The 13,294-nt window shown below is 70.5% G+C and carries 12 protein-coding genes; 5 read left to right on the forward strand and 7 right to left on the reverse strand.

Annotated features, from left to right (window positions below; all coding sequences use genetic code 11):
• Positions 1 to 291 precede the first annotated feature (291 nt).
• The 3 genes from AC4NMM_RS11865 to AC4NMM_RS11875 are packed head-to-tail and all read right to left on the reverse strand — an operon-like array spanning position 292 to position 3,690.
• The gene (locus AC4NMM_RS11865) at positions 292 to 1,464 is read right to left on the reverse strand and encodes an ABC transporter permease (protein WP_491924342.1); all 1,173 of its coding nucleotides are present in this window, start codon (positions 1,462 to 1,464) and stop codon (positions 292 to 294) included.
• On the reverse strand, positions 1,454 to 2,290 hold the full coding sequence (locus AC4NMM_RS11870) for an ABC transporter ATP-binding protein (protein WP_394338330.1): 837 nt from the start codon (positions 2,288 to 2,290) through the stop codon (positions 1,454 to 1,456). The genes AC4NMM_RS11865 and AC4NMM_RS11870 overlap by 11 nt, the downstream gene beginning before the upstream one ends.
• The gene (locus AC4NMM_RS11875) at positions 2,287 to 3,690 is read right to left on the reverse strand and encodes a hypothetical protein (RefSeq protein ID WP_491924343.1); all 1,404 of its coding nucleotides are present in this window, start codon (positions 3,688 to 3,690) and stop codon (positions 2,287 to 2,289) included. The genes AC4NMM_RS11870 and AC4NMM_RS11875 overlap by 4 nt, the downstream gene beginning before the upstream one ends.
• Positions 3,691 to 3,923: 233 nt before the next feature.
• Here AC4NMM_RS11875 and psmA point away from each other — a divergent pair, with 233 nt between their 5' ends.
• The 4 genes from psmA to AC4NMM_RS11895 all read left to right on the forward strand — a co-directional run bounded on the left by psmA (position 3,924) and on the right by AC4NMM_RS11895 (position 6,662).
• Positions 3,924 to 4,730 carry an archaeal proteasome endopeptidase complex subunit alpha gene (psmA, locus tag AC4NMM_RS11880; protein ID WP_491924344.1) on the forward strand — a complete coding sequence of 269 codons (807 nt, stop codon included), beginning with the start codon at positions 3,924 to 3,926 and terminating at the stop codon, positions 4,728 to 4,730.
• Positions 4,731 to 4,888: 158 nt separating this feature from the next.
• Positions 4,889 to 5,293, forward strand: coding sequence for a helix-turn-helix domain-containing protein (locus AC4NMM_RS11885; RefSeq protein ID WP_491924345.1), 405 nt, complete (start codon positions 4,889 to 4,891; stop codon positions 5,291 to 5,293).
• Positions 5,294 to 5,399: 106 nt separating this feature from the next.
• Positions 5,400 to 5,657, forward strand: coding sequence for a DUF7542 family protein (locus AC4NMM_RS11890; protein WP_491924346.1), 258 nt, complete (start codon positions 5,400 to 5,402; stop codon positions 5,655 to 5,657).
• Positions 5,658 to 5,750: 93 nt separating this feature from the next.
• Positions 5,751 to 6,662 (forward strand): acetamidase/formamidase family protein, encoded by a 912-nt coding sequence (locus AC4NMM_RS11895; protein WP_491924347.1) that lies wholly within the window; start codon positions 5,751 to 5,753, stop codon positions 6,660 to 6,662.
• Positions 6,663 to 6,668: 6 nt separating this feature from the next.
• Here AC4NMM_RS11895 and AC4NMM_RS11900 read toward each other — a convergent pair whose 3' ends face one another.
• Entirely contained in the window at positions 6,669 to 8,684 is a 2,016-nt protein-coding gene (locus tag AC4NMM_RS11900) for an ATP-binding protein (protein ID WP_491924348.1), read from the reverse strand.
• Positions 8,677 to 9,579 carry a helix-turn-helix domain-containing protein gene (locus AC4NMM_RS11905; protein ID WP_197702919.1) on the reverse strand — a complete coding sequence of 301 codons (903 nt, stop codon included), beginning with the start codon at positions 9,577 to 9,579 and terminating at the stop codon, positions 8,677 to 8,679. Before AC4NMM_RS11905 ends, AC4NMM_RS11900 begins: the two co-directional genes overlap by 8 nt.
• A 293-nt stretch (positions 9,580 to 9,872) precedes the next feature.
• On the opposite strand from AC4NMM_RS11905, the gene AC4NMM_RS11910 reads away from it, so the two are divergent.
• Positions 9,873 to 10,235: a DUF5518 domain-containing protein gene (locus AC4NMM_RS11910; RefSeq protein WP_096395006.1), complete on the forward strand. Its 363-nt coding sequence runs from the start codon at positions 9,873 to 9,875 to the stop codon at positions 10,233 to 10,235.
• A 416-nt stretch (positions 10,236 to 10,651) separates the two neighbouring features.
• Here AC4NMM_RS11910 and AC4NMM_RS11915 read toward each other — a convergent pair whose 3' ends face one another.
• Both AC4NMM_RS11915 and AC4NMM_RS11920 read right to left on the reverse strand, forming a co-directional pair.
• Entirely contained in the window at positions 10,652 to 12,313 is a 1,662-nt protein-coding gene (locus AC4NMM_RS11915) for a tryptophan--tRNA ligase (RefSeq protein WP_096395007.1), read from the reverse strand.
• A gap of 102 nt (positions 12,314 to 12,415) precedes the next feature.
• Entirely contained in the window at positions 12,416 to 13,234 is an 819-nt protein-coding gene (locus tag AC4NMM_RS11920; protein ID WP_491924349.1) for a TOBE domain-containing protein, read from the reverse strand.
• Positions 13,235 to 13,294 lie beyond the last annotated feature (60 nt).

Consider the following 13,294-nt stretch of genomic DNA (forward strand, 5'->3'; position numbering starts at 1 on the left):
GCCGGTCTTGCTGTCTCCCTCTTTTCCCTGCCGGGGCGGCGCCTCCCTTGCCCCCGCCCCCTCCTTCGCCGGCTCTTTGCCCGGGCTGCCAGAGGGACCTTCGGTCCCTCCCTGCTCGCGGGAACGCACAGCACCGCAGCCTCGCGCCTCCCCAGCCTCGTCGGTGGCCCTCCGCTTCGCTCCGGGCCACCGACTCCCTCGCGGTCGGCTCGCGCCCTCCGGGCGCTCGCCGGCGCGCCGGTCGGCTTTTAAATAGTCGAGACGGTTCGGATCATCGGCCACCCCACAGAATCAGTTCCGCAGCGCCTCCACCGGCCGCTCGTTGGCCGCCTTCCACGCGGGGTACGCGCCGCTGACGATCCCGACGCCGACGCCGAACACGAGCGCCAAGAGGAGGTAGTACCCGTTCGTCGGGTCGAGCACGAGCGCGGCGTCGACCGCGGACGTCGCGAGGACGAGGCCCGCGACGAGCAGGACCGTGAGCAGGGTGCCGGCCGCCGCGCCGGCCGCGCCGATAAGCCCGGCCTCCGCGAGCAGGACGCGCAGCACGTCGCGGCGGGCGACGCCCACGGCGCGCATCACGCCGATCTCCTGTCTCCGCTCGACGGTGCTCATCAGCATCACGTTGAGGATCGAGACGCCGGCGACGACGAGCGAGATGGCGCCGAGCCCGAGCAGGAACGTCGAGAGCAGGTCGAAGAACTCGTTGATCTCGTCGACGAGGGCGGCCAGCTCGAACAGGTCGACGCGCTCCTCGCGGGCGTTCACCTCTTCCCGGATCGCGTCCGCCGCGGCGCGCGCCTCGGCGCCCGAGTCGGAGATCACGAGCGCCTGCGCGTAGCCGTCCGCCGAGAACGCCGACTCCGGCAGGAAGACCGCGTCGTCGGGCGCCACCGGGCTGAACGTCTGGCTCTCGACCAGCACGGCGATCACCCGCACCTGCGAGCCCGCGATCTCGACGGTGTCGCCCGCGCCGGCGTCGAGGTCCGCCGCGATCCCCGCGCCGAGGATCGCGCCCTGCCGGTGGCGCTCGGGGAGCCGCCCCTCCGCCGCCTCGTACGCCAGTGCGGGCCTCTCGACGCCGTACACCGTCGCGAACGTCTGGTCGCCCTGCCGCGCGACCGTGGCGCTGTCGGAGTACAGCGGGACGACGGCCGGCTCGCCGACCGCGCGGCGGATCGACGCCACGTCCGCCTGCGACAGCGACTCCACGCCCGCGTCCGCGTTCGGCGAGACGACGACCTGCGTCCCGATGTCGCCGATGGCGTCGTCGGCGCCCAGCGCTAACACGTTCCCGAAGATTCCGAGCGCCGCGACCGCGAGCACGCCGATACAGACGCCCAGCACCGCGAGGACGGTCCGCACTCGGTTCCGGCGCAGGTTCCGCGAGGCCATCGACACCGCGGGTCGCCATCCGCGAAGCCAGCCGGCGGGTCCCCCCGCGCGACGGTCCTCACCGCTCATCGGTGACCTCCGGCGAAGCCGGCGTCGCGGACCGCGCCGGTTCGCGCTCGTCGCTCGCCTCCGAGTCCTCGCCCGCGCCGTCGTCCGGCAGTCCGCCGGTCATCTTCCCGTCGGTGAGGTCGACGACGCGGTCGGCGTACTCCTCGACGAGCGGGTCGTGCGTCACCGCGACGACGGCGACCCCCTCGGCCTTGACGCGCTCGAACTCCGCGAGGATGGCCTCCCCCGTCTCGGTGTCGAGGTTCCCCGTCGGCTCGTCCGCAAGCAGCACGGCGGGCTCGTTGATCAGCGCCCGGGCGATGGCGACGCGCTGCTTCTGCCCGCCCGACAGCTCGCTCGGCTCGTGGTCGAGCCGGTCGCCGAGCCCGAACCGCGCGAGGAGGTCCGCCGCCCGGTCGCTCGCGTCGCCGGGGTCGAACGCGGTCGGCATCGCGACGTTCTCGACCGCGGTCAGCGTCGGCAGCAGGTGGAAGTCCTGGAAGACGAACCCGATCGACTCCTTGCGCGCCCGCGTCCGCTCGGCCACGGAGAGGTTCGTCACGTCGGTGCCGTCGAGCAGTCGCCGGCCCGCCGTCGGGTCGTCGAGCAGCCCGAGCACGTTCAAAAGCGTCGATTTCCCGGAGCCGCTCGGGCCGACGACCGCGACGAACTCGCCGGGCCGCACCGCGAAGTCGACGTCGTCGAGCGCGACGACCGGCTCGCCGCCCCCGCTCGTGTAGCGCTTGACCACGCCCTCGAGCGCGACGCCGAAGCCGTCGCTCCCGGCGGCGTCCCCGCCGTCTCCCGCGGGCTCGTCCGTCCGTCGGTCCGCGGCGTCGCCGCTCACGGCGCCGACCCGTCGCGCCGCCGCCCCGTCGAGCCGCCGATGCGTCCGGTCCTGACCGCGACGCCGACCGCGCCGGCGAGGCCGACGAGCGCGAGGCCGCTCGCGACCGCGCCCGTGACGCCCACGCCGCCGACGTCGATCCGACCGAGCGCGCCGCCGCCGTCGCCGTCATCGTCCGGCTCGGGCGCGGCCACCGTCAGGGTCTCCGTGTACCGCACGCCGCGCTCGGTGTAGGCGACGCGGATCGGGATCTCGTCGGCGACGGAGGCGTTCACCCGCGTCGACAGGTCGAACCCGACGAAGTCGCTCGCGCCGAGCGTTCCGACGAAGTACTCGCCGCCCGCCGGCGTCGGCTCGACGCCCGGCGCGTCGCCGACCGAGACGACCGCGCCCGTCATCTCGCCGCTCCCCGCGTTGCCGAGGTTGGCGTCGACGACGACGCCGTCCGCGGTCTCCCGCACGGTCGCGTCGGTCACGGTCGGTGCGGCCTCGCGGACCGGGTACGTCACCGTCGCCGCCGCGGTGCGGTCGGCGCCGCGGTCGTTCAGCTGGTCCGTGTCGGCGCGGAACGCCGCGGTGACCGTCACCTCCGATCGCCGGTCGAGCGGCCCGAGGTCGACGATCACCCGCCGCTCCTCGCCGGGCGCCACGTCCTCGACGACGAACGGACCGACCGAGACGGTCCGTTCGTCACCGTCCACCGCGGTCCCGACCGCGCGGAGGCTGACGCGGTCGGCGGTCGTCGTGCCGGTGTTGACCACGGTCACCTCGACGGGCGAGTCGGCGACCGGCGGCGAGTCGCCCTCGCCGCTCCCGTCGCCCGTGTCGAGGCCGCCTCCGCCGCCGAAGATGCCCTGGATGCCGCCGACGCCGAGGTCGCCGGCCGCGCCGTCGCTCCCCTCCTCGCTCCGGAGGTCCTCGGGGTCGAGCGCGCGGGTCCGGAGGTCGAGCGCGACCTGGGTGGGCCGGACCTCGATCACCGTCTCGCGGCTGACCGTCACGAACTCGCCGCTCGTCGACTGGTTCGCCACCGCCTCGACGGTGAGCCGCTTCGCGCCCGGCTCGTCGAACGCCGTCCACAGCGTCGCGTCGAGCGAGTCGCCCGCGGAGAGGGCGCCCACGCCGGAGACGCTGTCGAGCACCTCGCCGTCGGCGTCCAGGACGCGGATCTCGGTGACGTTCGCCGCCGCCTCGCTGCCGCCGGAGTTCGAGACGGTGACGTTCAGCGCCGTCCGCTCGCCGACGGTGGGGTCGCTCGGAGACGTCCCGACCTCGCCGACGGTGATCCGCGCGTCCGGTACCGCCGCCGCCGCGCCGACCGCAAACGCCCCGCCGACCGCCGCGAGGATCGTCAGCGCGGCCAGCAGCGCGGCTGTGGTTCGTGTCTGCGTCAATGTCATCTCTCCTAAGCGACCGCCGTGGATATATCCGTCGGCGACGGAAGCGGCCCCGTGGCGCCGCTTTTGCGGTGACGCGACGTGGGTCCGCGCAGAGCCCCTTCGCGACCGACGACCCGCGGGACTTCGGGGTTTCGACGGCCGCCGAGACGTACCGGTTACGGACCCTTTTTCAACGGGCCGACGTAAGAGAGGGCAATGAGCGAACGCGACACCGCGCGAGCGGGTGACGAGCGATGATGGGGAACAACGACCAGCAGGCGTACGACCGCGGCACATCGCTGTTCTCGCCCGACGGACGCATCTACCAGGTCGAGTACGCCCGCGAGGCGGTCTCGCGCGGCGCGCCGAGCGTCGGCGTCCGGACGACGGACGGCGTCGTCTTCGTCGCGATGTCCCGCCCCTCCTCGTCGCTGATGGAGGCCGAGAGCATCGAGAAGCTCCACAAGCTCGACGACCACGTCGGTACCGCGAGCGCGGGCCACGTCGCCGACGCCCGCCAGCTGATCGACCTCGCGCGCCGGCAGTCGCAGGGCAACCGCCTGCGCTACGGCGAGCCCGTCGGCGTCGAGACGCTGACGAAGTTCGTCACCGACCACATCCAGGAGAACACCCAGCGCGGCGGCACGCGCCCCTACGGCGCCGCGCTCCTCATCGGCGGCATCGACGACGGCGAGCCGCGCCTGTTCGCCGCCGACCCCTCGGGCACGCCCAACGAGTGGAAGGCGACCGTCATCGGCGGCGGCCGGCAGGACATCCAGGGCCACCTCGAGGACGAGTGGCGCGACGACCTCTCGCTGGAGGACGGCATCGAGCTCGCCGTCGCGGCGCTGGCCGCCCACGACGACGAGTTCGAGCCCTTGGACCTCGCGGTCGCGACGGTGACCGAGGCAGACGGCTTCCGGACGGTCCCGGTCGAGGAGGTCGCGGCCGCGTTCGAGGCGGCCGGTCTCGACGCCGACTCCGAGGCGGACGACGCGGACGGCGACTCCGAGGCGGACGACGCGGACGGCGACGAGTCCGGCGCGGACGCGGACGAGTAGCGACCCCGAATCGCCGCCGACGTCTCCGTCGACCGAGCCGCGGTCGATCGAGTCGCGCTCGATTGTACCGCGCTCGGAGCTGGGGCCGACCAAATGCGCGGAATTGTACATCTCACACACAACACTTTTAGCGGCGGGAGTCGTATGTTCGTTGTAAAATGCCCGATTCGATGTCCGAACAGCTCCAACGGGACATGGAGTGCGAGGGGTTACTCGAGTGTTTCCACGGCCTGAAGCAGTTGGACAAGGACTGCTACCAGACGCTCGTGTCGTCCGACGAGGCGCTCACGATCGACGAGGTCGCGGAGCGCGTCGACCGGGAGCGCTCCACCGCCTACCGCGCGGTTCAGCGGCTCCTCAAGGCCGGCTTCATCCAGAAGGAGCAGATAAACTACGAGCAGGGCGGGTACTACCACGTGTACAGGCCGACGGACCCGTCGCAGATCGCCGACGACATGCAGCGGATGCTCAACGACTGGTACGCGAAGATGGGCCAGCTCATCGGCGAGTTCGAAGAGAAGTACGACCGCCCGGAGCGCGCCGCGGCGACCGCCGAGAACTGACGCGACTGACGCGAGCGACGCGAGTCCGCGGCCGCCGACCGCGTCGCACGACGGGACGAGGGGCGCAGATCGGTGGCGTTAGGCCGTTCGAGGCCGTACTCGCGGTATGGTGACGAGCGTCCGCGTCCGGTGTGACGACTGTTCGTACGAGGCGGCGTTCGACTCCCTCCGTCGAGCGCGGACGGCCCTGAGCGAGCACGAGCGCGGGACCGGCCACGCGGTCGAGTGGGAGATCGGGTCGCTGGCCGGCGGCGTCGAGCGCGCCGGCGACGACGCCGGCGTGTGCGGCCGAGCGGGGTGTGCGAACCCCGATTCGCCGCTGCTCAACCACGACGGCGCGCGCGGCTCGGAGTCGGACGACTGAGCGCGCGGTCGACGTCGCGGACCGAGGGCCGTCCGGGCCGTCCGCGTCGTCCGCGGCAGGGGTTTTTGTCTCCGCCGTTCGGAGCGGCAGTCGATGTCACGAGAAGTCGTCTCACATCGCGACGGCCACGTCTACGAGTTCGGCCCGGAGATGGACCCGGTCTACGAGGCCGCCGACGGCGAGTCGCTGACGATCGAGACGGTAGACAGCCTGAACGGCGAGATTCAGGCGGACGACGACCTGCTCGACGCGATTCCGGAGGAGGTCAACGCCGCGACGGGACCGATCGCCGTGGCGGGCGCGAGCCCCGGCGACGTCCTCGCGGTCGAGATCGAGGCCGTGCGCGTCGCCGAGGACCGCGGCCGCGTGCTCACCGCGCCCGGGTTCGGGCTCCTCCAGGACGATCCCGAGATCGACCACCCCGCGACGCGGATCACGGAGGTCGACGGCGGCGGTGAGGAAATCGATTTCGAGGGGATCGACGTGCCCATCGAGCCCGTGATCGGGACGATCGGGGTCGCCACGGACGGGGAGACGGTGTCGACGCTCACGCCCGACGACCACGGCGGCAACCTCGACACGACCGACGTGACCGGCGGGACGACGGTCTACTTCCCGGTCTTCCAGGAGGGCGCGATGCTGGCGCTGGGCGACGCGAAGGCCGCGATGGCCGACGGCGAGATGTGCGGGACCGGCGCCGAGATCGCGGTCGAGGTCGACGCGACGCTCTCGGTGATCGAGGATCCCGCCGTCTCGCTGAACCGACCCCTCCTCGACACCGGCGACGCGGTGAAGACGGTCGCGAGCGCCGAGACGCTGGAGGATGCGGTCGAACTGGCGAACGGCGACATGCTGGATCTCTTGGCGCACGACCACGGCTTCTCGCGCACCGACGCGTACCTCTTTTCGAGCCTCGTCGGCGGCTTGGAGATCAGCCAGGTGGTCGACCCGCAGGTGACGGCGCGGAACGCGGTGCCGAGCGAGCACCTCTCGCTCCCGTTCTGACCGCGATCAGCGCTCCGAGCGCTCGGCGAACCGCCGCGCGGCGTCGCTCAGGCCGGGATCGGTCGGGGTCTCCGTCTCGTTGGCGTCGGGGGTCTCGTCGGCAGTCTCGGTTTCGTCGGCAGTCTCGGTTTCGTCGGCAGTCTCGGTCTCGTCGGCGTCGGCGGTCTCGGCGTCCGCCGTGGTCGCGTCGCGACCGTCGGCGACCGTCCCGCCCTCCACGTCGGCCGGGTCGGCGTCCGGCGGGTAGTTCAGCTCGGCGGGCGGGACGAAGACGGTCTCGACGGCGCGGACGATCTCGTCGACCTGTTCCTCGTCGAGGCGGTCGGCGTACGCCTCGCGGACGAGGTCGGGGACCGCGTAGGCGTAGCTGCCGCGGCCGGCGTGGCGGATGAGCCCCGCGCGCCGGATCGGTCGGTGGCGGCTGTAGGCGTGCCCGGAGTCGCCGTCGCCGCCGGCGTCGATGTGGGCCGCGACGGGGTCGCTGGCCCCCTCGCGGCGGTAGTGGCGGAGCATCCCGCGCGAGAGCTCCGGGAGCGCCTCGATGCGCGAGCGGAGCTCCTCGATGACCGCCTCCCGAGTTCCGAGCTCGATCGCGTCGTCGAACCGGAGCGCGCTCTCGGCGACGTCGTCCCGGGTGACCGGGTCGACCTCGTCGGGGGGGCCCGCCTCCGCCTCGGTCGCGGGATCGGTGTTCGAGGTGTCGGCGGCGTCCGCGGGATCGGCGGATGCGGTGTCCGCGGCGTCGGCGGGGTCCGCGGTGTTGGCGTCCGCGTCGACCGCGGCGCCGCCGTCGGCGGCGGAAGCGGCCGCTTCGGTCGCGGGCTCGGTCTCCGATTCGTCCGCGTCCGCCGCGCGCTTCTCGGTCGCGGCGACCGCCTCGTCGTACGACTTGAGCACGGACTGGTCGCGGCTCTCCGCGTCGTCGCCGTCGCGGGCGCCGTCGGGTCGCTCAGGGACGCCCGCGGTCCGGCCGCCGCCACCGCGGTACGGCGCCTCGGCCTTCCCCAGCAGCGCCTGCGCGAACTGGTCGGCCATGTCGCTCAGGTCGCGGGCCTCCTCCAGCTCGCGTTCGAGGTCGGCGATCCGCCGGTCCTTCTTCTCTAACTCCTGTTTGAGGTCGGCGATCTCGGACTCGCGGCGCTCCTTCTCGTCGGAGATGGACTCGAGCTCGCCGACGAGGTCGCTGGAGACCGACTTCAGCTCCGGGCGCTCGAAGTCGTCGAGCCCGGGGGTCGCGCCCGCGTCGAACGTCTCCTTGCGGTGGAACTGGATCCGGCGGATCGACTCGTCCCAGTCGGTCATCAAAAAGGCCTCGCCGTCGCCCAGGTCCTCGACCGCGCTCGCGTACTTCGAGCCGAGGATGCGCCCGACGACCTTCGTGTCGTTGTCCCAGGTGAGCCGGTGCCAGCAGAGCCAGTCGCACTGGGTGATGAAGTCCTTCTTGACGTCCGCGGGGCGCTGGCTGATCCCGACGATGCCGAGCCCGTGTTTCCGGCCGCGCTTGCCCACCTTGATCAGCATCTTGCCCGTCTCGTCCATCCCGCCGCCCTCGGGGATGTACTCGTGGCACTCCTCGATGACGAGCAGGAAGGGCTTCTTCATCCGCTTCTCCTTCGCGAACAGCTGCTTGACGACTTCGAGGAGGAGCTCGTTCGCCGTCTCCTCTTCGAGGTAGCCGGAGACGTCCAAGATGATCGGGACGTTCTGCTCCAAGGCGAGGTTCGCGAGCTTCTCGGCGTGTTCGGGGGAGACGACGATGTCGCACTCCTCGTCGGCGCCGGCGTGGAGAATTTCGTATTCTTCTTTTAAACCGTAATATTCACCGTCTACGTCAACGATGAGAATACCAAGCGCCGAATCGAGGAGTTTCTCGGCGACGACCGAAGCGGTGTTGCTCTTGCCCGAACCGGATTTACCTGTTATAAACCCCCGTCCGGTGAGCAACTCCACTACCGGGAGTGAAAGTTCTGTGTCCTGTTCCTGATCGACGCCGACCGGGATCTGTTGTTGAGCGTCAGTCATCTTGGTTCTCGTTTGGCGGCTCAATGGCGTTGTGACACGAACGACAGAGGGTTACGAGGTTATCCAACGTGTTCGCATCTTCGGGAGACCGAAACGTACGGATCGGTGTTTTATGATGGACATCTAATCCGATGTCAGCTTGGTTCCGGTGTTCGGACTGCGTGATGCCACACCTCTGACATTCGTAGTCGTCTCGTCGAAGGGCCTTCCGCCGCTGTTTCGCCCAGTTGTCGCCGTAGTACTCGTTTACACCTCCCTTCCAGCGATGGTGTAGTTCTCCGGGCTGTGAACCGACCGTCCTCGTCTCAATTCCGTGGTCATGTAGCCAGTTATGAACTGTGGACGGGGCACAGTCGAGCTGTTCCGCTATCGCGTACGTACTCATTCCGTCCGAGAGGTACATCGACCTGAGCTTCGATTCGTTCTGAAGTGCTGCCGGCGTTTCCGGATTGTACGACCGCGTTTCGATATCGTGCCGATGTATCCATTCCTCTATCGCCTGCCGACCGCAACCGAGTTGCGAGGCAACCTCGTCCATGGTCATCCCCGACTCGACGTACAGTTCGCGCAGCGTCTCCTCGTCGTGCCACGGCTGTTCCGTTCCTGTCCGACTCGTGTCGATCCCGAACTCGTTTAGCCAGTTGTGAACGGTTGCCTGACTGCACTCTAACTCGTCCGCGATGTCGGCTTCGCTCAGTCCCTGTTGCCGGAGAGAGCGAAGCCGCTCCTCGTCTTCCCAAGGTTTGGACTTCTCGATATCGTGCTTTTTTAACCAGTTCTCGACGGTCTTGCGGCTACATCCAAGCTTTTCGCCCACCTCCCTCGTCGTGAGATCCTCCTCAATATACAGCGACCGGAGGTTGTCCGCGTCCCTCCACGGGGTTGCTTCGCTCATTTCAGGCGCGCTGTTCGCCCGTGGGTGAGAAGCCAGTCCATGCTGGGTACTGGTCATGTGATATTACATAGCTCTTCAGGGGGCTGGAACGTCCCGGACTCTGCCGTCGCGTCGCCGCCGATCCCCTCGCTGACGTCCGCGACGTGGATCGTCTCCTCCTCGCTCATACCCGTGAGAGGTGGCGCCCGCCCCATAAACCATCGCCTCGCTCGGCGGTCGGTCGTGCCGGGCGCGAGCCGACCCCGCCGCCGGTCTTCGCAAAACGTATGCCGCCGCCGGGAGTCTGACCGCGCATGGACACCGAGAACACCCTCCTCAACGCGGTGGTCGGCGCGATCGCGTCGGCCGTCCTCTCGTTCACCGGCGTCTCACCCCTCCTCGGCGGCGCTGTCGCCGGGTATTTAAATGGCGACGACGGGCTACGCGTCGGCGCGCTCTCCGGCGCGATCGCCGCGATCCCGATCGTCGGACTGCTGTTGCTCGCCCTGGTGATCCTTCCGTTCTTGGGCGTCTTCGGGTTCCCGCTTGAAGTCGGCCTCGCGGCCGGCGGGATCGTCCTCGTCACGGCTCTCATCGTGTTGGGCGGCGTCGCCTACTCGGTGGTATTGAGCGCGCTCGGCGGACTGCTGGGCGTGTACGTGAAAAACGAGCTGTAGGTCGATCGCTGGTACTTATAAACAATTGGTTGCGGATCGGCGGAGAACGCCTTCAAAGCCCCAGTCGCTTACTTATAAACAACCGACAGTAGATCCGCGGCGGACGCCTCCAAAGCCCCAGCCGCGAGGACGCAGTACGCTCGTTGTGCTCCTCGGTCGCTCACTTCGTTCGCTCCCTGCGGTGCTTACGTCGCCTACTGCGCCCTCGCGGCTGCCCCTTTGAGTCCCGCCCCGCACCGCACAGCGCCTCACGCCTCCCCAGCCTCGTCAGTCGCCCTCGCTCCGCTTCGGGCGACTGACTCCCTCGCGCGGTGCCGTTCGCGGCCGCCGATGGCGGCCGCTCACGGGCACGCGCCACCGCAGTGTTCATTTATAAATGACGTGTAAATCGGCCTGCGACCCGGCCACGAAACGCCTCAGTGCTCGCCGCCGGTGCCGCGCCGGTCGGAGTCGAGGTCGATGTCGAGGTCGTCGAGCAGTTCCTCGGCCTCCTCGCGCTTCTCCTGGTGGTCTTCGAGGAACTCGCGCATGAGCTCCGCGGCCTGCTCCTTACAGCCGCCACAGAGGCGCTCGCCGTTGACGCACTCGGAGTAGACGGTCTTGGTGAGCTCGTCGTCGTCGCCCGCGAGCAGGTAGGCGTACAGCTCGTAGACGGGGCACTCGTCGGCCTCGCCGCCGAGCTCGCGCTGCTTTTCGGCGGTGTCGCGGCCGCCCGTTGTGGCGGCCTTCACCTTGTCGTAGCCGTCCTCGGGGTCGTCGAGCAGGGAGATGTGGCTCGCCGGGACCGACGAGGACATCTTCCCGCCCGTGAGCCCGGTCATGAAGCGGTGGTAGATCGAGGAGGGCTGGCGGAAGCCGAACCCGTCGTGGTCGATCTCGACCGCCCGGGCGACCGATTCGGCCTCGCTCCGGGTGAGGTCGAACGCGTCGACGTGGCCCTCGAACACGCGCTTCTCGCCGTCGACCGCGTCGATCAGCGCCTCGAACGCCTCGTCGGTCGCGTTGCGGTCGAAGAAACGCACGCGGGGCCGGAGCGGCTCCTTCCCGCCGGCTTCGAGCTTGTCGAGCGCGCTCGACTTCGCGGCCGCGAGGTCGACGCTCTCGCGGTCGCTCTCCGGCGGCTCGTACTCCGCGAGCCACGCGGCGGCGTCCTCGCAGCGCACGTCGCTTTCCGAGTCCGCGGCGTCCGCCGCGAGCGCGTCGTAGGCGGCCCGCACGAGCCGTCGCTCGTCGTCGTCCAGCTCGAAGGAGGCGAACGCCTCGGTCACCTTGAAGTAGCGCACCCGGGTCGCCAGATCGCGGGTGAGCCGGACGTGCGGGTCCTGATCGGGGCCGACCGGGATCACGGTGGGCTTCGGCTCGTCGACGAGTTGCGGGTAGAGGATGTCGGCGGTCTGGGTGATCACGCTCTGCATGTGCGAGATGTTCGTCTCGCCGTCGAAGCCGTAGATCGCCTCGAACTCGGAGAAGTTCGCCTTCGACCCGAGTTCGAACCCGAGGTCCTGGACCGCCCGGTTGTCCGACTGGCGGTACAGCTCCCCCTCCTCGGCGTCGAACCCGAGCGCAAGGAGGCTCAGGAGGTAGTTGCGCGCGTGCTCGTCGATCTCGTCCCACGACATCCCCCGAGCGGAGTGGGCTTCGAGGTCGGCGATGAGGCCGAACGCGTCGCCGCCCATCTGCTGGTGCCAGATGATCTCGTCGAACACGAGCTTGTGGCCGATATGCGGGTCGCCGGTGGGCATGAACCCGGACAGCGCCGCGAACGGCTCGTCGTTCGCCATCGCCTCCGCGACCGCGTCGTACTCGCGGTGCCCGAAGATGACGCCCCGCCGCATCAGGTAGTGCGGGTCCGGCACGTCGTCGTCGACCTCGTCGAACGCCTCGATGCCGAACTCCGCGAACAGGTCCGCGTAGTCCCCGACCGACGCCGACCCCCACGGGTCGAGCGCGACCTCCTCGGTCGGCTCGTCCGCGCGCTCGGTCCCGCCGTCGGTCCGGGGGGGCGCCGGCGCCTCGCCGGCGGCGGACTCGCGCCCGTCGCCGCCCGGCGTCGCCCCCTCGGGGGTGTCCTCGTCCATACCACCTCTCCCGTCGGTCGACGCAAAAACCGTTCGCTTGCGCGGGAGCGGGTGGCACGGATCGACGGTCCGAAGCCGAGCGTACCCGAGCGCGCCCGAACGTCACTCCGCGTGCGCCACCAGCCGCGTCGCGGTCGCTTTCCACCGGATCGAGACCCGGTCGTCGGGGGCGAGGTCGAGTCGGTCGACGCTCTCGGCGGTGATCAGCGCGGCCACCTCGACGGCGTCCCCGTCGTCGACCGCGTCCGCCGCCTCGACCGCGATCCGGACCGTCGACACCGTCTCGCCGCGGTCGACGGCCGAGACCCGCCCGTCGAGGCGGTTCCGCGCGCTCGTCGCGTCGGGATCGACCGCGCTGTCCGCGTCGTTGACCGTGACCGCGTCGGCGCCGATCCGGACTTGGACCGCGTCGCGGACGCCGACTCCGCCGCTTCCGTCGCTCCCGTCGCCTCCACCGTCATCGTTCCCGTCGCCGTCCGCACCGTCGCCGGCCCCGCCGTGAAGCCCCGACAGCTCCCCGACCGCGGTGTCGACGACCGCGAGCTCGCCGTCGACGGCCGTCACGGTGCCGTCGAGCACCGTCTCCGGAACCGCCGCGGCCGCCGCGAGGACGGCCTGAAGCCGGTCGTAGCGGTCGAGCAGCGCGCGGCCGGCCGCGGCGAGCCGGCTCCCGCCCCCGCCCTCCCCGCCGCGGCGCCGCTCGACGAGCGTCCCGTAGGCGCCCTCCAAGGTCTCGATCCGCGAGAGGGCGCGGGCGCGCGACCGACCGAGCTCGGACGCCGCGCCCGCGACCGATCCCGCCGCCTCGACCGCGCGCAGCAGCGCCGCGTCGCGGCCGTCGAACTCGACGCCGTCCTCGATGAGCGCCGCGCGCCCGCGGCCCGCGGCCGCGTCCGGACCGGTTTCGGTCGGCTCTCTCATGTCCGGAGGATGCGGCCGGGCCGTCATGGCGTTTTCGACCGGCCGCGCCCCGTCGCTTGC

This window comes from Halorubrum sp. SD41 (assembly GCF_058630335.1).